20 protein-coding genes are annotated in these 21,163 nt (G+C 61.6%); 12 read left to right on the forward strand and 8 right to left on the reverse strand.

The genetic code is table 11. From position 1 onward, the window contains the following. Positions 1-24 precede the first annotated feature (24 nt). The 5 genes from AC5WEY_RS08815 to AC5WEY_RS08835 all read left to right on the forward strand — a co-directional run bounded on the left by AC5WEY_RS08815 (position 25) and on the right by AC5WEY_RS08835 (position 4,624). Entirely contained in the window at positions 25-939 is a 915-nt protein-coding gene (locus tag AC5WEY_RS08815; RefSeq protein WP_495645583.1) for an SDR family oxidoreductase, read from the forward strand. A gap of 1 nt (position 940) precedes the next feature. Further along, positions 941-1,792 (forward strand): enoyl-CoA hydratase-related protein, encoded by an 852-nt coding sequence (locus tag AC5WEY_RS08820; protein ID WP_495645584.1) that lies wholly within the window; start codon positions 941-943, stop codon positions 1,790-1,792. After that, entirely contained in the window at positions 1,785-2,573 is a 789-nt protein-coding gene (locus AC5WEY_RS08825) for an enoyl-CoA hydratase-related protein (RefSeq protein ID WP_495645585.1), read from the forward strand. The genes AC5WEY_RS08820 and AC5WEY_RS08825 overlap by 8 nt, the downstream gene beginning before the upstream one ends. Before the next feature lie 15 nt (positions 2,574-2,588). Further along, positions 2,589-3,779 (forward strand): acyl-CoA dehydrogenase family protein, encoded by a 1,191-nt coding sequence (locus AC5WEY_RS08830; protein ID WP_495645586.1) that lies wholly within the window; start codon positions 2,589-2,591, stop codon positions 3,777-3,779. Positions 3,780-3,853: 74 nt separating this feature from the next. Beyond that, complete coding sequence (locus AC5WEY_RS08835) at positions 3,854-4,624, forward strand: SDR family oxidoreductase (RefSeq protein WP_495645587.1); 771 nt, start codon at positions 3,854-3,856, stop codon at positions 4,622-4,624. Between the two features lie 59 nt (positions 4,625-4,683). Here AC5WEY_RS08835 and AC5WEY_RS08840 read toward each other — a convergent pair whose 3' ends face one another. Next, positions 4,684-5,853 (reverse strand): thiolase family protein, encoded by a 1,170-nt coding sequence (locus AC5WEY_RS08840; protein ID WP_495645588.1) that lies wholly within the window; start codon positions 5,851-5,853, stop codon positions 4,684-4,686. Between the two features lie 176 nt (positions 5,854-6,029). Between AC5WEY_RS08840 and AC5WEY_RS08845 the strand changes: the two genes are divergently transcribed. The 3 genes from AC5WEY_RS08845 to AC5WEY_RS08855 all read left to right on the forward strand — a co-directional run bounded on the left by AC5WEY_RS08845 (position 6,030) and on the right by AC5WEY_RS08855 (position 8,429). Then, complete coding sequence (locus tag AC5WEY_RS08845) at positions 6,030-6,800, forward strand: crotonase/enoyl-CoA hydratase family protein (protein WP_495645589.1); 771 nt, start codon at positions 6,030-6,032, stop codon at positions 6,798-6,800. A 28-nt stretch (positions 6,801-6,828) separates the two neighbouring features. Continuing rightward, complete coding sequence (locus AC5WEY_RS08850; RefSeq protein ID WP_495645590.1) at positions 6,829-7,338, forward strand: DoxX family protein; 510 nt, start codon at positions 6,829-6,831, stop codon at positions 7,336-7,338. A gap of 77 nt (positions 7,339-7,415) precedes the next feature. Then, positions 7,416-8,429, forward strand: coding sequence for a hypothetical protein (locus AC5WEY_RS08855; RefSeq protein WP_495645591.1), 1,014 nt, complete (start codon positions 7,416-7,418; stop codon positions 8,427-8,429). Here the strand turns inward: AC5WEY_RS08855 and AC5WEY_RS08860 are convergent. Then, the gene (locus AC5WEY_RS08860) at positions 8,422-9,678 is read right to left on the reverse strand and encodes an acetyl-CoA C-acetyltransferase (protein ID WP_495645592.1); all 1,257 of its coding nucleotides are present in this window, start codon (positions 9,676-9,678) and stop codon (positions 8,422-8,424) included. The genes AC5WEY_RS08855 and AC5WEY_RS08860 overlap by 8 nt on opposite strands. Between AC5WEY_RS08860 and AC5WEY_RS08865 the strand changes: the two genes are divergently transcribed. Further along, positions 9,662-10,630: an acyl-CoA thioesterase gene (locus AC5WEY_RS08865; RefSeq protein ID WP_495645593.1), complete on the forward strand. Its 969-nt coding sequence runs from the start codon at positions 9,662-9,664 to the stop codon at positions 10,628-10,630. The genes AC5WEY_RS08860 and AC5WEY_RS08865 overlap by 17 nt on opposite strands. Here the strand turns inward: AC5WEY_RS08865 and AC5WEY_RS08870 are convergent. Genes AC5WEY_RS08870 through AC5WEY_RS08890 form a run of 5 tightly spaced genes read right to left on the reverse strand, consistent with a single transcriptional unit; the run spans position 10,613 to position 16,070 of the window. Further along, positions 10,613-12,139, reverse strand: coding sequence for an AMP-binding protein (locus AC5WEY_RS08870; protein ID WP_495645594.1), 1,527 nt, complete (start codon positions 12,137-12,139; stop codon positions 10,613-10,615). The genes AC5WEY_RS08865 and AC5WEY_RS08870 overlap by 18 nt on opposite strands. 13 nt (positions 12,140-12,152) lie before the next feature. Then, positions 12,153-13,298, reverse strand: coding sequence for a thiolase family protein (locus tag AC5WEY_RS08875; RefSeq protein WP_495645595.1), 1,146 nt, complete (start codon positions 13,296-13,298; stop codon positions 12,153-12,155). Then, a complete protein-coding gene (locus AC5WEY_RS08880) occupies positions 13,295-13,690 on the reverse strand; it encodes an OB-fold domain-containing protein (protein ID WP_495645596.1) in 396 nt (131 codons plus the stop codon). Before AC5WEY_RS08880 ends, AC5WEY_RS08875 begins: the two co-directional genes overlap by 4 nt. Positions 13,691-13,731: 41 nt before the next feature. Then, the gene (locus AC5WEY_RS08885) at positions 13,732-15,180 is read right to left on the reverse strand and encodes a class I adenylate-forming enzyme family protein (RefSeq protein ID WP_495645597.1); all 1,449 of its coding nucleotides are present in this window, start codon (positions 15,178-15,180) and stop codon (positions 13,732-13,734) included. Then, on the reverse strand, positions 15,177-16,070 hold the full coding sequence (locus AC5WEY_RS08890; RefSeq protein WP_495645598.1) for an enoyl-CoA hydratase: 894 nt from the start codon (positions 16,068-16,070) through the stop codon (positions 15,177-15,179). Before AC5WEY_RS08890 ends, AC5WEY_RS08885 begins: the two co-directional genes overlap by 4 nt. A gap of 504 nt (positions 16,071-16,574) precedes the next feature. Here AC5WEY_RS08890 and AC5WEY_RS08895 point away from each other — a divergent pair. Further along, positions 16,575-16,979, forward strand: a complete 405-nt coding sequence (locus AC5WEY_RS08895) for a hypothetical protein (RefSeq protein ID WP_495645599.1) — start codon at positions 16,575-16,577, stop codon at positions 16,977-16,979. Between the two features lie 195 nt (positions 16,980-17,174). On the opposite strand, the gene AC5WEY_RS08900 is transcribed toward AC5WEY_RS08895, so the two are convergent. Next, positions 17,175-18,434, reverse strand: a complete 1,260-nt coding sequence (locus AC5WEY_RS08900; protein ID WP_495645600.1) for a CaiB/BaiF CoA transferase family protein — start codon at positions 18,432-18,434, stop codon at positions 17,175-17,177. Between the two features lie 113 nt (positions 18,435-18,547). Here AC5WEY_RS08900 and AC5WEY_RS08905 point away from each other — a divergent pair, with 113 nt between their 5' ends. Continuing rightward, entirely contained in the window at positions 18,548-20,197 is a 1,650-nt protein-coding gene (locus AC5WEY_RS08905; protein ID WP_495645601.1) for an AMP-binding protein, read from the forward strand. Then, positions 20,194-21,063 (forward strand): alpha/beta fold hydrolase, encoded by an 870-nt coding sequence (locus AC5WEY_RS08910; RefSeq protein WP_495645602.1) that lies wholly within the window; start codon positions 20,194-20,196, stop codon positions 21,061-21,063. Before AC5WEY_RS08905 ends, AC5WEY_RS08910 begins: the two co-directional genes overlap by 4 nt. Positions 21,064-21,163: the final 100 nt, after the last annotated feature.

The raw sequence follows: 21,163 nt of genomic DNA on the forward strand, positions 1-21,163 counted from the left end.
GACAGACAGGGAGTGAACAGACCGATGGGACTTCACGACGGAAGAGTTGTCATCGTCACCGGTGCCGCAGGCGGAATCGGTAGGGAACACGCGCTCGAATTCGCCCGGCAAGGCGCGAAGGTGGTCGTCAACGATCTGGGACCGGCCCAGGACGTGGTCGATGAGATCGTGGCCGCCGGCGGTGAGGCCGTGGCCAACTCCGACGACGTCTCCGACTGGGACGGCGCCGGTCGCCTCGTGCAGACGGCCCTCGACGCGTTCGGAGACCTCCACGTGTTGGTCAACAACGCAGGCATCCTGCGGGACAAGATGTTCGTCAACATGGACATCGACATGTGGGACGCAGTGATCAAAGTGCACCTTCGCGGAACCTTTGCACCGACCAAGCATGCCGTCGCGTACTGGCGCGAGCAACACAAGGCCGGAACGCCGGTCTCGCACCCGAGAATCGTCAACACGTCGTCGCCGTCGGGGCTGTACGGCAATGTGGGACAAACGAATTACGGGGCCGCCAAGGCCGCCATCGCGTCGTTCACGGTCATTCTTGCGGACGAGCTTGCTCGGTTGGGCATCACCGTGAACGCTATCGCGCCGAGTGCACTGACTCAGATGACTCAGGGACTGGATGCCTACGTGGCAAAAATGGCCGAGATCAAGGAGCGCACCGGCTTCGATGCCGGATCTCCGGCCAATATCTCGCCCCCGGTCGTGTGGCTTGCTTCGTCCGAAGCGCACAACATCACGGGCCGCGTTTTCAATGTCAAGGGCGGATCGATCTCGGTCGCCGAGACCTGGGTGAAGGGACCCGGTGTCGAACGCGAATCACCCTGGGATCCAGCCGAACTGAGTGAGGTCATTCCGGCGCTCGTTGCGGAGGCTCGACCCAACTCCGATGGATCGGGATCGCCGCGAGAAGAACCGACAAGGGCGGGGTCCTAGTGTGAGCAGACACACGGTGGTCGACGGGATCTCCGTCGAGCGCGAGAACCACGTTGCCACTGTCTGGCTCGATCGGCCGGACCGAGGAAACGGCTTCATCTCGGCGATGCAGATCGAACTGCACGAGCAACTGCGTCGGCTGGACGAATCCGACGACGTTCGGGCGATCGTGGTGACGGGTCGCGGTCGGTTTTTCTCCACCGGTGCCGATCTGGAGCCCGGCGGCAGTAATTTCGCATTCTCCGACGAGGAGCACGACACGGCGCGGTCGATGATGCGTGATCGGCCGCGACCGTGGACCATGCGGACACCGATCATCGGGGCCTTGAACGGCGCCGCAGTCGGCCTCGGCCTGACCTTCCCGCTGCAGTGGGACATTCGAATCGTCAACGAATCCGCCAAGTACGGGTTCGTGTTCACTCGCCGTGGCTTGATCCCCGAGCAGAATTCGTTGTGGCTGCTTCCGAAGCTGGTCGGAATGTCGACTGCCATGGAACTCCTGCTCACCGGACGCCTGTTCTCGGGCCGGGAAGCACGGGACATGGGCTTGGCCAGCTACGCGGTACCGGGTGACGAGGTGTTGGCACGTGCGATGAGCATCGCCGAGGAAATATCGTCCACGGCGTCACCGTCTGCAGTGGGCGTGACGAAAACGCTTGCGTACGAGCTACTTCAAGAGCCGGACCGTGAACGTGCGTTCCATCGGGAGTGGGAAACCTTCCGTTGGATGGGCCGCCGAAACGATTCGACCGAAGGCGTTGCGTCGTTCGTAGAGAAGCGCCAACCGAACTTCCTCGACCCGAAGTCGGCACGGATACCCGCAGTCGGTGCGCTATGGAGTGGCAATGAGTGAGAACGTGCTGTACGAGGTGGACGCGGACGGCGTTGTGGTCCTGACGTTGAGCCGGCCCGAGCGACGCAATATGTGGACTGCGGCAATGGAAGCAGACTTCTACGACGCGCTGGATCGCGCCGAGGCCGATCCGGAGGTCCGGGCGCTCGTGGTCACCGGAGCCGGACACTCGTTTGTCCCCGGTTTGGACCCCGAGGTGCTGGACAGTGTCCGAGAGGGCCAGCGGTACACGACGAATCGGCGCCCCCAGACTTATGCGACCACGATAGCCAAGCCGATCATCGGTGCAATCAACGGTGCTTGTGCCGGAATCGGTCTGGCGCAGGCGCTGAACTTCGACTACAGGTTTGCGGTCAAGGGTGCGAAGTTCACCACCGCATTCTCTCGTCGCGGCCTGCCAGCAGAGGATGCCACCGCATGGGTACTCACTCGTCTGGTCGGACCCGCGAATGCCTTCGATCTGTTGGTCTCGGGGCGTGTGTTCCTCGCGGAGGAAGCTCTTGCGCTCGGTGTGGTACAGCGTCTGTCGGATCCGGGTCAGGTCGTAGATGACGCGGTGAGGTACGCGCGTGAACTTGCTTCCAACGTCTCGCCAGTGGCAATGGCGATGATCAAATCGCAGGTGTGGCGAGACAGCGAGCAGACTTTGGACAGCGCACGGGTGCGGGCGCAGTACTTACTGACTCTTGCCAAGGCCCAGCCCGACTTCACCGAGGGTGTGGCGAGTCTCGTCGAAAAAAGGCAACCGAAGTTCGACCCGTACACCCCACTAGAGTTCTGACGTCGACGGAGAAACATGGATATCGACATTGCACCGCAGGAGGCTGATTTCCGAGCCGAAATTCGCGCTTGGCTCGATCAGCATCTCGTCGGGGATTTCGCTGACGCCAGGGGCGTCGGCAGTCCGACCGACGACTCGGCGTGGGACATCAGACTGGCGTGGGAGAAGGAACTCGCGGCCGGTGGATGGCTGGGGCTGAGCTGGCCCGAAGAATACGGCGGCCGGGGTGCCTCGGTGGCCCAAGAAGTCGTGTTCGAGTACGAATACGCACGGGCTGCCGCTCCGGCACGTATCGGAACCCAAGGCCTGGAGCTTCTCGGACCGACGTTGATCGCGTTCGGTACAGACGCGCAGAAGGCCCGTTTTCTTCCCAAGATCGCGTCTGTCGAGGAAATGTGGGGGCAGGGGTTCTCCGAGCCGGGTGCCGGATCGGACCTGGCAGCTGTACGTACCAGGGCAGTGCTGACCGGTGACACCTGGACCTTAGATGGACAGAAGGTGTGGACGACCTTCGGACAACACGCAGACTGGCTGTACGTCCTGTGCAGAACCGACCCCGATGTCTCCAAGCGACACAAGGGCTTGACGCTGTTGCTGGTTCCCGTCGATCAGCCGGGGGTGGACATTCGGCCGATCCGTAACCTGGCGGGGTCCACCGAATTCAGCGAATGCTATTTCGACGGGGCGACCACGTCGGCCGATATGGTCGTCGGGAGTGTCGGCGGTGGCTGGCAGGTGGTGATGGCCACGCTCGGTATGGAGCGCGGTTCCGCTTTGATGCCGATGCAGTTGTCGATGGAGCGGGAAGTTCGCGAGGTCATCGAACAGGCGAGAAAGCTCGGCGCGAGTGCCGACCCGCGGATGCGCCATCGACTGGTCGACGCCTACATCGCGGTCAATCTGATGAGATCGACCAATCTGCGGATCGTTTCCGATTTGGTGGATCCGGACAGTCGGGATCCGGGAGCGAAAACCGCTGCAGCGTCTGCCATCACGAAGCTGTTCGCATCGACACAGCACCAGCGGTTGGGAGAGCTCGCCCTCGATGTACAGGGCAGTGCGGGGCTGGTGATGGACGACGAGTTCACGCCTGCTGCCGATGCCCAGAAGCTGTTCCTGCTCTCCCGTGCGGAGACAATTTACGGTGGGACGGCCGAAATTCAGAAGAACATCATATCGGAACGAGTACTTGGACTTCCGCGTTGACGGCAGTGCGTTGCCATGTGATGAGCAGTGAGTAAGACGAATCCGCATCTGTTACAACGGAAAAGGAGATTTCAATGGCGTCGAGTAATTCGGTAGTGATCGTGACCGGTGGTGCCGGCGGACTGGGTGAGGCTGTGGTTCGGCGGCTTCACGCGGACGGATTTGCCGTCGTCATTGCAGACCTTGCCGAGGACAAGGCGAATGAACTGGCCGAAGAACTCGGTGATCGGGTGGTGTTCGCCGTGACGGACGTGACGGACGAGGACAGTGTCCTTCGGACCATCGGTGTCGCAACCGAATTGGGAAGTCTCCGACACGCGGTAATAGCGCACGGTGGGTGGGGGGTAGCCGAACGGCTGGTATCGCGACAAGGTGAGCCCGCGACGTTGGAAGGCTTCACCAAGACGATCGCGCTCTATCTCACCGGTACTTACAACGTCCTGAGGTTGGTCGCTGCGGCGATCGCGAAAACGGAGCCGGGTGATGGGGGAGAACGCGGCTCGATCGTGGCGACCTCCTCGATCGCGGGTTACGAAGGCCAGGTCGGTCAGACGGCATACGCCGCGGCGAAGGCCGGCGTCATCGGATTGACCGTTTCCAGTGCGCGCGACCTGAGTTCGGTGGGAATCAGATTCAATTCGATCGCACCCGGCACGATGCGTACACCGCTCATGGAAAGCGTTGGCCCCCAAGCGCTGGCGAAGTTCGCAGAGGCGGTCCCGTTCCCGAAGCGTCTGGGTGAACCGGACGAATTCGCCGATCTCGCAGCGTTCTTGCTGACGAACGGTTATATGAACGGTGAAGTGGTACGACTCGACGGGTCGCAACGCTTCGGACCCAAATAGCGCAAGACGCAACGACGAGAGGGGCGGCCCCCAGGCCGCCCCTCTCGTCGTCCCAGCAATCAGAGTCGTTCGTAGATGGTGGCGTTGGCGGTTCCGCCGCCTTCACACATCGTCTGCAGCCCATACCGGCCGCCGGAAATGCGGAGGTGATGAATCAGAGTAGCGGCAAGACGAGCGCCGGAAGCGCCGAGCGGATGGCCGAGTGCGATGGCTCCGCCGTTCGGGTTCAGTCGGTCCATCTTCGCGCCGGTCTCGATCTGCCAGGCCAGCGGGACGGGCGCGAAGGCTTCGTTGACCTCGAAGGCATCGATGTCATCGATCGAAAGTCCGGACTTCTTCAGTGCCAGAGCTGTAGCGGGAATGGGCCCGGTCAGCATCTTCACTGGATCGTCTCCGGTGACGACCGCGGTGTGCACCCTGGCCAGAGGGGTCAGGCCGAGGGCTGCCGCCTTGTCGGACGTCATCATCAACAGCGCGGCGGCACCGTCGGAAATCTGGGACGCGTTTCCCGCGGAGATGACGCCGCCCTCGAGGAACGGAGTCTTGAGGGCGGCGAGCTTCTCGGTCGTCGATCCACGCCTGATTCCCTCGTCGATCCGTACATCCGCGCCGCCCGCGATGTAGGGGGCAATCTCGGCATCGAACGCACCTGCGTCCTGAGCGGCTGCGGCCAGTTCGTGGGATCTGACCGAGTACTCGTCGAGTTGGGTCCGTGACAGATTCCATTCGCGCGCAATCTTCTCGGCACCGGCACCTTGATTGAATCGACCGCCGAAGCCTGGCTCCGTCAGTGTCGCGGCGTAACGATCCACAGCGGGCCCGCCCATCTCGCCCGTTCCCTCGACATTCGCCGCACCCATCGGAACTCCGGACATCATTTCGACTCCGCCGGCCACGATGACGTCGGCTTGCCCGGACACGATGGTCGCAGCCGCGGTCGAGATCGCCTGCTGCGACGATCCACACTGGCGGTCGATGGTGAATCCGGGAATGTGCTCGGGCCATCCGGCACCCAGTACGGCCATCCGTCCGATGTTGCCCGACTGTTGCCCGATACTCAGTACGTTGCCCCAATGCACGTCTTCGATGATGCCCGGATCTATGCCGGTTCGGTCGGCCAGCGCGCGTAGAACGTGTGCGGAGAGCGCGACCGCGTGCACGGATGCCAACCCGCCGTTACGTTTACCGACCGGCGTTCGCACCGCATCGACTATGACTGCATCTCGCATGATCGCTCCTGGTTCATATTCTGAAAAGGTTTAATCATTGCACTGTACAGCGTTGGAGCGGTTTCGATGCGAAGTCGGTGAGCCTCTTCCGACCTAAATCAATATGGTACATTGATTTAACTATTGCCGGTTCGTCGTCCACGTCGCCGGTTTTGCGCGCCGACCGAGGAGAAACTGTGGCCCACAATCCCGAGGCCGTTGTGGTCGAACGTCGTGGAAGGGTACTGCTGATCACCATCGATCGGGCAGGGGCCCGTAATGCGATCAACCGCGCTGTGAGCTTCGGGCTGGCCGAAGCCGTCGACCAGCTTGATTCCGATCCACTTCTGTCGGTGGGGATCGTTACAGGTTCGGGCGGAAACTTCTGCGCTGGTATGGATCTCAAGGCCTTCATCTCCGGCGAGGACGTCGAGGTTCCGGGCAGAGGCCTGGGTTTCACCGAGCGTCCTCCACGTAAACCGATCATTGCGGCGGTCGAAGGGTTCGCACTGGCAGGTGGGACCGAATTGGCGCTGGCGTGCGATTTGATCGTTGCTGCCGACAACGCGAAATTCGGATTACCCGAAGTCAAACGTGGGCTGGTGGCCGGCGGCGGAGGACTGCTTCGGCTTCCCAAGCGCATCCCCTATCAGATTGCCCTCGAGCTTGCCTTGACGGGTGATTCCTTCACAGCCGAAGAGGCGAAGGTCTACGGCCTGGTCAACCGTCTGACTGCGGCGGGTGGAGCTGTGGCTGGTGCCCTCGAATTGGCCGAGAGAATCACGGCAAACGGCCCGCTGGCCATCGTGGCGACAAAGGAGATCGTGCTCGCCTCCCAATCCTGGGGTGCGGGCGAGGCATTCTCGGAACAGCGCAAGCTCATGAAGCCGGTCTTCGAATCGCAGGACGCCGTCGAGGGATCGACCGCCTTCGCCGAGAAGCGACCCCCGAGATGGCAGGGCAAATAAGCGTAGCGCGAGCGAGGGTGGATCTTCGATGAGTGAACAGTTCGACTTCGGCGTCGCCCTCTTGCGTGTGGTGGCAGGGCTTACCCTCGCCGCCCACGGTTACAACAAGTTCTTCGGCGGCGGGCGTATACCCGGGACGGCGGGATGGTTCGACAGTATCGGGATGAGGCCGGGCCGAGTGCACGCGCTCCTGGCCGCGTCGACGGAGATTGCCGCAGGCGTGCTGATCGCGGTCGGCCTGTTCACGTCGTTCGCGGCGGCAGGGTTCGTTGCGCTCATGCTCGTCGCCGCGTACACGGTCCACAAAGGCTCGGGGTTTTTCGTGGTGGGCAACGGGTGGGAATACAACCTCGTTCTCGCCACGGTCGGTGTCGGTGTCGCGACTATGGGACCTGGTACGTGGTCCGTCGACAACGCGCTGGGGCTGTCTCCGATCTTCGACGGCTGGTGGGGCCTGGCCATCGGTCTGGGAGGCGGTGTGGCTGCCGGCGCAGCGCAGCTCTCGCTCTTCTACCGGCCGCCCGCGCCTGCTTCGTGACCGTTCGTTCAGCTGCGCAGGATCGGCTACTTGCCGAAAGGCAAATCGAGTGACACCGAGATACGAGGAGTTCTTCTATGTCATTGCTGGGCAATACCGCCGACTTCGAATCCGCAGCGTTGGCGAGTGGCAGGCGAATCGATGTCGATCAATGGCTGTCCGACGACAGCGTGCTCGGGCTGGTACGTGAGAGCGGATACGTCTGGGGGACAGTGCGCGACGACGCCGGTCGCGCCTACAGCTACATGCGGCGAATGCCGTTCGACACCGGAACCGACTCGACATCGGCCGATGTGCGATCACTGGCCGGACGGCTCATCGTCATGACATCCGAAGCCGAGGGGATGAAGGTCGACCGCACCCCCAAGGGTGCCGCCGACAGTGATCAGCTCTCGAGGACTCTCGACGGCGACGCAATGCTCATCTCGACGAGGAACGGTGCGCAGGGCCGCGACATGCGTCTGCGGTTGTCGCCGACCGACACGGAATACCGAGAAGACGGCGTACTCGACCTGGCTGGAAGGGTTGCCGCGCCCGCAATGCAGTGGTTCCTTCCCGGACCCCGTTCCGCATTGCTGTACCTGACCCAGACGTGGGAAGTCTCCGGCACTGTCCTCGGCGTTCCGGTGCGCGGGTTCATGTTTTACGAAGAGGCTTACATGTACCCCGGGTCTCGTCTCTACGTGACCAACGATCCGCTACACGACGCCGAATACTTCACCTGGTATTCCTGGGCGAACCGATGGGAGGACGGGACGACGGAGGTGGGCCACTTCGTGGCCGGCGAGCGCCGGTTCCACGTCGGGCTGATCGCCGACAGTTCTGGCACGGTCACTGCAGCGAAGACCATGTCAGCTCATGTGACTCGCGATTCCGGCGGATACTGGCACGACGGCCTCGAGTACGAGATCGACGGCGAGACCTGGGTCTGCGAAGCGCGGGTCGAAGGACGGATGCATCTCGGCGAGATCCCGAACCCACAGCAGGAAGGCTACATTCACCGCAAGTCGGAGACCCGCACGCCGGTTGTCTCCATGGCGTGGGGTGAAACCGTTCCGGTCCGCACGGCCGGCTCCTCGGCACTCAACTGAGACGCTCGAGGATCATTGCCATTCCCTGGCCACCGCCGACACACATCGTCTCGATTCCGAATTGCTTGTCATGCCACTGCATCGAGTTGATCAAGGTGGTGGCGATTCGTGCGCCGGTCATTCCGAACGGGTGGCCGACGGCAATCGCACCACCGTTGACATTCACCTTTTCTTCGTCTACGCCAAGCTCTTCGTAGGACGGAATGACCTGTGCGGCAAAGGCTTCGTTGATCTCGAACAGATCGATGTCGGAGATGGACATGGACGCGTGTGTCAAGGCCTGTCGAGTCGCTTCTACAGGGCCGAGGCCCATGATCTCGGGCGACAATGCGGTCACGCCCGTTGCGACAATTCGCGCAAGAGGCTTCAGTCCCAGTTCTTTCGCCTTGACGTCGCTCATGATGACCAGCGCCGCTGCGCCGTCGTTGAGTGGACATGCATTGCCGGCTGTCACAGTACCGTTCGGGCGGAAGACCGGGCGCAGAGCCGCGAGACCTTCGGCGGTGGTACCTGGTCGTGGGCAGTCGTCGGCGGTGATCCGTGTCCCGTCGGGCAGCGTCACCGGAGATATTTCCCGTGCCCAGAAACCCTCGGAGACTGCGCGCTCGGCGCGCTGTTGTGACCGGGCCGCGAATCTATCCTGGTCGGCCCTGCTGACGTTACGAAGTCCCGCAACGTTTTCGGCCGTCTGTCCCATCGATATGTACACGTCGGGAAGTGTGCCGTCCAGACGGGGGTCGATCCATTCGTCACCGACTTCGGCCATGCTGCGAGTCCGCATCTGAGCGTCGGCGAAAGCGCCGTTGACCCAGGGATTACCAGACTTGTTCCTCGGGTCTGCATCATCGGCCACCGGGGGGCTGTCACTCGTTCCCAGTCTGGACCGGCTGCTCGCTTCCACGCCTGCGGCAATGAATGCCGAGCCTTCACCGGCCTTGATCGCGTGCATCGCCATCCGTGCCGCCTGCAGACTCGAGGCGCAGTATCGAGTAACGGTTGTACCCGGAACGGTGTCCCAACCGAGCGCCACTGCGGCAACCCGCGCCATGTTGAAGCCCTGTTCACCGCCGGGTGCGCCGCATCCGAGGATCAAGTCGGCGATGTGTTCCGGGCCGAGCTCGGGCACCTTGTCCATCGCGGTGCGAATCGCGAAGACCGCCAGATCGTCGGGACGCAGTGAAGCCAAGGATCCCTTGAAGGCGCGTCCGATGGGAGTTCTTGCGGTGGCAACGATGACGGCCTCAGGCATGTCTTCCTCAGTTCTAAAGGGTATGTTTATTAAACTATATACTTTACTGCTACTCGAACACGGAGCAACTGTGACAGATACGACGGAAGCGCTGGTTTCACTGCTGGACGTACAGCAGATCGAACCGAACCGATTCTCCGGGAACGAATCCCGGCATTCGTCCCTCCCGCGTGTATTCGGTGGCCTGGTCGCCGGACAGGCCACAACGGCCGCATGCCGCACTGTCGACCCCGACCGGACCATTCATTCGCTCCACGCTTACTTCCTGCGGCCTGGCCATGTGGGAATGCCGATCGAATACGAGGTGGAGTCGATGAGGGATGGCCGAACCTTCTCCACGCGTCGAATCACCGCCCAGCAAGGCAACCGGACGATCTTCACGATGGATGCGTCGTTTCATGTGGAGGAGTCAGGAGTCGACCACCAGGTGGTGCAGCCGGTGGTGCCCGATCCACTCGAGTTGACTCCTTTGCTCGACGTCATGAACGGTGATCCCGGGACGTGGCCGGAGTTCTATCGTGAGTGGGGTGCGATGGACATCAGGCCGATACTGCCCGCGGCGGAAGCTGCCGCCCGAACCGAGGTCGTGCCTGGAACATCGCACGGTCAGGCATGGTTACGGACCGTGGCCGCCTTGCCTGACGAGCAAGCCGCTCACAGTTGCGTGTTGACGTGTGTCAGCGATCTCATGCTTTTGTCGGCGGCCCTCGTCCCGCATAATGTTTCGCCGAATCATGCTGGTTTTCAAGTGGCTTCACTCGATCACGCTGTCTGGTTCCATCGGCCATTTCGCATCGACGATTGGCTTCTGTACGACCAGGTGTCGCCATCGGCGGCCGGCGGACGTGGTCTGGTGCAGGGACGATTGTTCGACCGCACCGGCGCGTTGGTGGCATCGGTGATGCAGGAAGGTCTGATTCGACCGATGCGCGCCTCACACGGTCGAAATTGACCGCACAAGCAGTTTCCCGGTTGGTGTGCGTGGCAAGGAATCGACGAACCGGAACGACCGGGGCACCTTGTAGCCAGCAAGGTGCTCGCGGGCGAATTCGATCAACTTCGCTGCGAGCACATCGGTGTGGATGGATGCATCGACTGGTTGCACGACGGCGAGCAGTGACTCACCCATCTCGTCGTCGGGGACGCCGATGACCGCTACATCGAGGACCTCGTGATGCATGATGAGTGTGTTCTCGATCTCCTGCGGATAGATGTTTACTCCGCCGGAGATGACGAGGTGCGATCGCCTGCCCGCCAGGTACAGATATCCGTCTTTGTCCAGATATCCGACGTCACCGACGCTTGCGCGGGACGTCCCCTCGTCGCGTGCCGCGGCGGTAGCGCCCGGATCGCCTCGATACCGGAATTCCGCGCCGCCCGAAAACCACACGGTGCCGATTTCGCCAGGCGGAAGCTCGTTTCCGTCGTCGTCGAGAATGATCGGCGCTCCCAGCAGAGGTAAACCGACCGATCCCGGCCGTTCGAGCCATTCATCGGAGCGAATTGCCGTGGCGCCCATGCCTTCCGTGCTCGAATAGAACTCGAACAGGATCGGGCCCCACCAGTCGATCATCTGACGTTTGACTTCGATCGGGCAGGCAGCCGCAGCGTGAACCGCGACCCGATGAGATGACAGATCGAACTGTGATCGAATCTCGTCCGGTAACTTGAGCATCCGGACGAACATGGTGGGGACCCACTGGCTGTGAGTCACTCGATGCAGTTCGATCAACTCCAATGCGTGGGCCGCATCGAACTGTTGCATGACCACGACGGTTCCGCCCAGTCGGTTGACCGCCATCGACCATCCGAGGGGTGCCGCGTGGTAGAGCGGTGCTGGACAAAGATAGGTGTCTCCGGCCCGAAATCCGAGTAGTCCGGACAACCATTGGCCGGGCCGGTCGATATAGGTGCCGAGGTCGTGCGCGGTGAGTTCTCTCTGAATTCCTTTGGGACGACCTGTTGTTCCGGACGAATAGAGCATGAAGTCGCCCTCGCTGCCGTCGACGACCGGAGTATCGGGAAATCCTGACGCGTCGAGGGCCTCCCACCCTGATGGGGTCGGACCGCTCACCACGTAGAACAGGCTGGGCCCCTCCACACCCGCCACGACGTGGACGAACCGTGCACCCGCGATCACCGCTACCGCCCCCGAATCGGAGATGATGTACTGCGCTTCGGCAGCGGTCAGGTGTGTGTTGACGCCGACGTAGTACAGCCCAGTTCGTTGCGCAGCCCATGCGAGAACCAAGAATTCGATGCTGTTGTCCATGACAATCGCGATGCTCTGGCCACGTGCTAGTCCCGTGGACCTGAACAGATGGGCGACGCGGTTGGACTCGGCCTCGAGTTCCGCATAGGAAAGGGTGACGCCCGAGGGTTCTGCTACCACCGCAATGCGTTCGTTCCAGTCGGCAGAGAAGAGTCGGTCACCAGGCGGTGCGCAGTGATTGCTGTTCATCGTCTGTCTCTGCTCATCTCGTAAGGATGGTGACGGCACCGGTCCCTGGTGAGCCGTAAAGATGGGTGTAGCCGACTCGCGCGGGACCTTGGATCTGACGCTTTCCGGCCTCCCCTCGCAGCTGGACGACGATCTCGTGGATTTGACGAAGACCGGAGGCGCCGATCGGCTCGCCGTTTGCCATCAAACCTCCGTCGGTGTTGACCGGTAGTCCGCCGCCGATTTCGGTGTAACCCTCCGCGATCAACTTCTCCTGGTCGCCATCGGCGCAGAAGCCGTTCTCGGCGAGATGAATGACCTCGGATCCAGCATCGGTGTCCTGCAATTGCGCGACGTCGACGTCGGTCGGCCCGATCCCGGCAATCTCGAATGCAGCGTGGGACGCTGCGACGCTGGGGCTCGACGGTCCTGCGGGTGCCAGGGACGGAGACTGCATCTCGAATGCTCCGTCTTGGCGTGTACGCAGGGCGCTCGCCGCGAGATGGATCGGCGTACTGCTGTACTTGGAGGCCAGATCGCGCCTGCACAGAACGACGGCAGCAGCGCCCTCGTTGGGTGCACAGTACATAAATTGCGTGAGCGGGTAATTGAGGTACGGCGCGTCGAGAATCTGCTGTTCGGTCTTGGGTGTTCGGCGCCACGCCTTGTCGTTCAACGAACCGTTCGCGAAGTTCTTCGCGGCCACCTTTGCCAGCGTGTGCGGAGTTATTCCGTGAAGCTGCATGTATCTGTTGATCTTCATACCGAAGAAGTGCGTCGTGAGGAAGAGTCCGGTCTCTGCGTACCAGTTCGGTAGCCCCAACACCGACGGGTCAGCCGAGAAAGCTCCCTTCGGATGCTTGTCGAAGCCGATGGCGACCGCGATGTCGGCTTCTCCGTGCTCGATCGACTCCGCCGCAAGCGCCACCGACGTGTGCGCCGTTGCGCAGCCGTTGAAGACGCCGTACATCGGAATGCCGGTCAAGCCGAGTTTGCCGATGACGGCGTCCGGATTGGAGACTTCGTGACTGCCCACGTAGCCGCGTTGGACCTGCTTCCACTTGATGCCGGCGTCGGCGAGTGCAAGCTGGGTGGCTTCGGCTCCCATGTCGAGTGCCTGCTTGCCATCGAACCGCCCGAACGGGTGCAGGCCTACCCCGATGATCGACACGTTGCTCACAGCGACTCCCCGACGGACCCTATGGGCGCGAAAGCGAAAGTGACGGTGTCTTCGCCGAAGGGGACGAGGATGGTACGCATCGGTGTACCGATCGAGAGGATTGCAGGGTCGTAGCTGGTCAACCTGCCCTCGACCATGATCCCCTCCGGGAATTCCACGTATCCGACGCCGAACGACTCGAATTCTGGCGGGCCGGTGTACGGGGGAGACGGCGGTCGGAATTCTTGCGTGGTCCAGGTGACCAACGTGCCTGTGGTCGTCAGCGGCACGATTTCCTGCCCCGGTTCTGCTGGGAACGTCAGAAACCGTGACGATGAGGATTTCGAGGCGGTCAACCGGACTCCGGCCTCGGATTCTGTCCACAGACCGTCTGACACGGGGGTTGCGTTCATCCTCAAACAGTAACATGATTGTGCTATTTCGAGCTGCGGATCTACCGATCTTTCAGCACATGTCGCCGCAATTTTCCCCCTGCGGTTCGGGGCAGGCTGTCTACGAAATGTATGCGGCGGGGACGCTTGTACGTGGCAAGTTTGTCCGTCAGCCAGGCCGTCAGGACGCCGACGGAGAGCGCATCGTCATCACGCACCACATATGCGACGACAGACTCCGAGGTGAGGTCGTCCGGTGTGCCCACTACGCCTGCATCGTTGACTCCTGGGTGACTCATCAGCACTTCTTCGACCTCGGCCGGAGAGACCTGGAAGCCCGACACCTTGATCATGTCCTTGATGCGATCGACGACGTGCAATCGCCCGGTCGCATCGATCGAGACCCTGTCGCCGGTACGAAACCACCCCCCGTCCGTCGAAACGAATGAGTTGTCGTCACTGCCTATGTATCCGCGCGCAACACTCGGTCCGCGTACCTCCAACTCGGAGTCGGCACCGATCCTCAATGTTGTTCCGGCAGCTGCGTATCCCGGCGAGTCCAGCCGCCACTGCGTGCGATCGCCGAACGGGTTGAATGCGACGACCATCGCTTCGGTCATTCCGTACGAGCAGAGAAAGCCGACTCCCGTTCGTTCCTCGATCCTCACGGCGGCAGCAGCCGGCGCTGCACCACCGCCCCACATGAAGAAGCGGAGTTCCCGCAGGTCCCGAGAGCCCAAGTCGTCCATGGCCGCTAGTCGGTGAGCGACCGGTCCCGCGATCGGCCATATGGTGATGCGATCCGACTCGACGTGGCCGAGTGCGTCGTCCAGATCGAAGCGTCGGGACAGGAATACGCCAGCGCCCGTGCTCAATCCGGCCAACGTCAGCGAGGTTCCGAAGATGTGGCAGAGCGGAAGGGCGACCTGTATGCGGTCGTTCTCGGTGAGCCCGGTGTGGTGAATCAGCTGGGCCACACCTCCCGCAACGCTCTCGGTGGTGTGACGAACCCCCTTGGGTAATCCGGTTGTACCCGACGAGAATGGTACGAAGGCATCGCGGTCGGCGTTCGCGGCAAGGGATCTGATGTTCGCCGAGCCGTCGCTCTCCAACTCGGCAACGCCGACACCCACAAGCAATCGATGGGCAACGGACGAGAACCGCGGTTCGTAGATCGCACGCTGCGTGTCGGTCACGGCCATCGCTCGAATGATCTCCGAATCCGTCCAATAGGGATTCGGTGTCACAAATACCGCGCCGACCCGTGACAGAGCTGCCTGCGCCACAACGTATTCGGTGGAATTGTCCAGAAGTAGCGCAACCCGGTGGCCCTCACCGATCCCGACAGAAGCAAGGTGGCGAGCCGCCTTCTCGACTCGATGCGCGAGCTCGTCGAATGTCCACGTGGAACCTTCGAAAGTCAGGGCCGCACGGTGGGGCCAGCGTCGAGCCGATTCTTCGACAATCTCGTAAATACTGCTGAAACGACCATTCGTCCCCGCGCTCGTCAAGGAACGTTCTTCCGTGCCGGTGTCGGCTTTCCGGCCGTTCGCCAATCGGCAATGTCCGGCCCAGGCTTACCGGCGGGGAACTTGTCGTCATGCAGCGACGTCCAATAGGCGTGGCCGAGTTGGTGGATGTGAAACGAATGGCTCAGCGCCTGCTGAAACCCCATGGCGTCCACCGCGCCGTTGACGGAGTCCTTGGCGAGCAAGGCCGCAAATGTGGGCCGTGATGCTATTCTCCTGGCGAACTCGACAGTCTTTTCGGACAGCTCCTCGGTAGGGAAGACCTTGGATACCATTCCGAGCCGGTAGCCCTCTTCGGCGTCGATGGAATCCCCGGTCAACAGCAGCTCTTTGGCCTTCCGTGGCCCGAATTCCCAAGGGTGAGCGAAATATTCGACGCCAGGCATGCCTAGGCGTGATCCGACCACATCGGAGAACACTGCATCGTCGGAGGCGACGATGAGGTCACACGCCCACATCAACATGAGGCCTGCCGATACCACGTTGCCCTGTACCTGGGCGATCGTGATCTTCCGCAAGTCGCGCCAGCGTTGAGTGTTTCGGAAGTAGTACTGCCATTCCTGGAGATATCGACGCTCTACGTGGCCGGCGCGGGTACCGCCGTCGCCCGCAAACGTCGGGTGCTGCTGCGGCCCGGGAAGCTCTTCATCGGACGCAGTTTCCGAACCCATGTCGTGTCCGGTAGAAAAGCTCTTCCCTTTGCCTGCGAGGATGACGACCCTTACTGTGTCGTCGATCTCGGCTGTACGAAGGGCGTCGTCCAACTCGACCAGCAAGCCTCGGTTCTGCGCGTTACCGGCCGCAGGGCGATCGAGCGTGATTCGGGCTACCCGGCCCTCGTCCAGTAACTGGTACTCGATGAACTGTCCCATCTCTCCTCCATCGATCACTTCACACTTACCGACCGCGTCTCGGAAACCTGACGCCGTTACTTGTTCCGCATCGAATCGATCGAAACACTGTCCGTGGTCGGAACCTTCCATTCTGATGAGCGACGTTCCGCAGAGCGTGAGCAACCCGGTATATAGTTACATTATTATGCCGTTTAGGTAGAGAGTATGGGCTACTTTTCGTGAAGTGGAACAGTACACAGAGGAAACGAGGCGAGTCGAGTGCGATCGCAGATCGAGAATGACAGTGCCGAAAACGAGCCTGCACCAGCGCTGGCCGGACTGTTCTCTTTGGGCCCCGGTGTAAGTGGTGTCCGCGAGGTCGTGCGTCGTAGGCCCTACGCCAACGTTCACGCCCGCCCCGTCAGCGCGGCGACAGCGCCGAAAGGGACGCAGCCGCCCAAGCGTCGATGACCATCGGCGTGGCGATGCCGATCGTTCGTAGGGAGCCGGCCACTAGCCGACAACATCGGAGTAATCGCAGGGATGGTGTTTCTTCTTGCATTCATCTGCGGGATCGTCACACTCGGAGGTTTCGTGAAGTTCGGGCCGGTCATGATGCTCATCTCACACGGCGTGTACATCATGCTGGGGGTTCCGGCATCGGGCGTTGCGGTCGGACTCGACCTGACACCGTCGTTCTATCAGTTCCTGCATCCGCTGCTTCCGACGTCCAGGGCGCTGGACGGACTGAACCGCATTGCGTACTTCGACGGCTCGGGCCTGGGTCCTGTTCTGCTCACCATGGCGGTGTGGGCGATGATCGGATGCGCCGGGATCCTGATCGGCCACCGTCGCCGAGCGAAAGCCGTGACGCTCGAGACCGTCTCGGAAGCCGACCGCGCCGACCCGGGCTCGAGCACTCCAACAACGAGTCAGGTGGCGCTCTGACTGCGGTGGCTACGTAGTGTGAAGCTTCGGTTCGAGCATCGCGGTTGCGGACTGTTCCGAGTCTGCACGCAGGGAGGCAATCCGTCGTCGCCATAGGCGACGAATAAGGTTGCCTCCCAGTGGATCGACAGACTTGAAGAAGTCCTCAGGCCGCCGGAACCACATCGGTGGAGTCGGCGGAGTGACTCCGCTACCTCATCCCTGGGCAACAACTCCGTCCCGTACAAGGTTTTCGATCTCCTCAGTCGACAGCCCCAATTCGCCGAGCACTTCCGACGTCTGCTCACCGAGCGCCGGGGCGTGTCGGCGGACGGCGAACGGGACCCCGTTCACGATGGCAGGTGATCCGACGTAGGTGAACGTTCCAGCATCAGGATGGGAACCGTCCAACAAGATCGATCGCTCGCGAATGTGCCGGTCCGCGGCCATATCGTGCAGGGTCGTCGGTGCCGGGGCCAAGGGGAAGTGGTGCTCGATCGCGAGATCCATCCAGTAATCCTGGGTGTGTTGGACAAATACCGCGTCGAGCTCCCGACGCAGCAGAGATTCGTCTCCACCGAAGTCGACCCCGCCGCTCTCCGTCGAAACCTTGCTCGTCAAGTCCGGCCGGTCGATGGCGGAGCAGAAGAGCCTCCAGAATTTGTCCTCTATGGCTGCCAGCAAAACAACTTTGTGGTCGGATGTTTCGTAGAACTGGTACTTCGCGCCGGTCCACTCGCCTCCTTCTATTGTGGGAAGCGACGTCCGGTCGACAATCCGATGGTCGTTCAACGCGTAAATGACCGAGGTCAGCGCTTGTGCGATCACTGCGTCAGACGCGGCTACGTCGATGAAACAGCCGGCACCGGTGCCAGCTCTGGCGACGAGAGCCGCACAGACCTGGAGAGCGGCGTGCGTCGCAACGGCGGTGGTTGCTTCACCGCCTCGATCGGTACCTCCGAGGCCGGTAGGGGGAATGGGTCTCATCAGTCCGTCGTCGCTTCGAGCCATGGGGTTTGCGCCGGCGAGGGCTGTCATCTGCATGCCATGGGTGGGCACTGCGCTGTAGGGCCCAGCGCTCCCGAATCCGGAGGCAGCGACGTACACGATGCCGGGGTTGCGAGCGCTTTGCTGGTCGTACCCGATGCCGAGGCGGTCCATAGCTCCGCCGGCGCTACCGTCGACGAAGACGTCGGCCGAGGAGAGCAGGTCCCAAAAGAGTGCGCGCCCACGGTCGCTGCGAAGGTCGATCGCTACGCTGCGCTTGTTCCGATTGACCTGAATGTGGGCCGGGCTGTTGTGCGGGGTGATCTGCCCCATGAAGTCCCTGAGATAGTCCCCACGCCCAGGGCTCTCGACCTTGATGACGTCTGCGCCCAGGTCGCCGAGGAGCATGCCGACGGTGTCGCCGTTGAGCAACGAAGCGCTCTCGATCACTCGAATACCTGCCAGAGGACCTGCCGTCGAAGGGTTCATGCGGTACCTGCTTCCTGAACGGTCGTGCCCGTCCGAGTTTTGGAAAACGCTAGTGGTGTTAGCTTAATCATTGTACTGTTTGAGAGACCCGTTCCCACCGCATCGGAGTAGATATGCGACATGCCCTTCTCTCGGACTCCCACGATCGTGTCCTCGGGAAAATACTTTCCCAACAGGCTGAATCCATCGGTGACGACCTCTTCTTGATCCAGGACGACCGATCGCTGACGTACCAACAAGTCGACACGCTCGCCGACTCGCATGCTCGAGCCTATGAAGAGATGGGTATCGGACAGGGCGACACCGTCGCGTTTCTGATGGAGAACTCCATCGATCTGGCTGCCACGTCCTTCGGCGTCAATCGACTCGGGGCAATCTGGTCTGCCGTCAGCACCGAGTATCGCGGGGAATGGTTGGCCACTCTCCTGTCCAAAGTGCGGTCCGACGTCTTGGTCGTCGACGGGAAGTTGCTCCACAACGTCGTGGAACTCGGTGACCTCGGATTCAAACACATCGTCATCAAGGGCGAAGCGAATGCTCAGGCCCCTGCAGGTGTGACGACGCACGACTTCGCCGATCTAGCACAGCGTCGGCCCCTCCGCCCGGACCTGCAGATCGAATACGGATCGACCAACGCGGTGCTGTGGACGTCCGGCACCACGGGGCCGTCGAAGGGGGTCGAACAGTCACACAACACGTGGATCACATACGCGCTGGCGCACAACACCTCTTTCAGAGACGAAGTACGCGAGGGTGAGCGGTTCTACGGATGTGTTCCCATGTACAACTCCGGCGGGTGGATCGCCAACGTCTATCCCGCCCTTCTCACCGGGGTGGCTGCGGGAATCGACGAGCGGTTCTCGGTGTCGAACTACTGGGACCGCATCCGCCACTACAAGGCGAGTCACACCATGGTTCTCGGAACCATGCCCTTGTTCCTCCTGCAACAGGCAGCCAGTGACAGCGATCGGGACAATCCGTTGCGCACTGCCCTCGTCAATCCGCCCATTCCGGGAATCGTCGAGAAGTTCATGGAACGTTTCGGTGTCGAACGAGTCGGTTCCGGCTTCGGGCAGAGCGAAATAATGGGATGCACGTTGTGGAATTCACGCATGACGACGACCCCGGGCGCGCAGGGGTACATGAGCGCGCCCGGCTATCCTGTCGAAACCAGATTGCTCGATGAGCACGACAACATGGTGCCGGTCGGTGAAATCGGCGAAATCTGTGTTCGTCCGAACTCGCCGTATTCGATCTTCAACGGCTACTTCAACGAGCCGGAACAGACGCTGGAAGCATTCGCCAATCTGTGGTATCACACCGGGGATCTCGGACGGGGAACCGAGGACGGAGAACTATTCTTCGTCGATCGTAAGAAGGACTCGACCAGGTCTCGCGGACGGAACATCTCGACGTTCGAGGTCGAGCATGTTGCACGACAGTTTCCTGCCGTCGTCAACGTGGCAGCGGTTGGAGTTCCCAGCCAAGACCTCGAATTCGAGAACGATCTTCTCTTGTACATCCAGCCGACTCCAGGCGCGGATTTTTCTCCGCTGGATCTGTGCAAGTTCATCGACGAGAAGGCACCGTACTTTTTCGTCCCGCGTTACGTCGCAGTCGTGGCCGAGTTCCCGATGACACCGACCAACAAGATCCAAAAATTCAAACTTCGGGAGGCAGGACTACCTGTCGACGCATGGGACCGGCTCGCTTCTGCCCCGGAGTGGACCCCCGTGCAAAAGCGATCAGCGCAGCTGCAATGAATCATCCGGTCGATCGACACCTCTCACCCGATGGCAACATCGAGAAACTCATACTGACGAGTGGGGATTCGTCGTTCAGCGCGTTGTATGCAGAGGCCGAGAACCCCAGGGCTCTCGTCGTAGCTCTACACGGCGGCGGTCTGAATTCGAGCTACTTTCACGCGAAGATGAATCCCGACCTCTCCTTGCTGACGCTCGGAGCCCGTCTGGGCTACTCCGTTCTGGCTATCGATCGACCCGGCTACGGCGCTGCGGTCGACATAGACGAGGACCTGATCACCTTCACCGGACAGGCAGCTGCCTTGTGGGCAGTCATCGATAGCGGGCTCCCACAGTGGGCTTCGCTCGACATCGGACTACTCGGCCACTCGTTCGGATCGATGGTGTCGCTCGCGATGGCAGCCGACCCGCCGGTACCATCCCGGTTGATCGGTGTGGAGATCAGTGGCGTCGGAGCGGATTATTCGGACGACGTCGCGGTGGCGGGTGGTGCCAAGCCCGACAGGTCGATGCATTGGGGACCCGAAACCTTCTATCCCGAAGGCACATTCGACCCTGGTGTCCGGCCGCATGCGGCGCTCCCGCCGATCGAACCGCAGGTGGCCGTCGAGTGGCCGAAGCACGCCGAAGCGATCGCTGCACAGGTTGCTTGCCCTGTGCACATCACACATGCAGACCACGAGCGGAATTACTCGACGGACGCGGCCGACTTTGCCGAACTGTTCACCAGTTCGAGCCGCGTGGTCGTCGATACCCAGCCCAGGGCCGGGCACAACATCAGCCTCGGCTGGTCGGCGTACGCCTACCACCTTCGCGCGTTCGCCTTCTTCGAGGACTGCCGAGAGGCACGACGCGAATTGTCCTAGCCGACAGCCGTTCTGAACTCCAACCGCACTGATTCAGTCGACGAAGCGCAACGAAGTCCGTGGAATCGCTCGTCACAGGATCGGGGCCGCCACCCCGACA

The organism is Rhodococcoides sp. S146-33, from assembly GCF_059489205.1.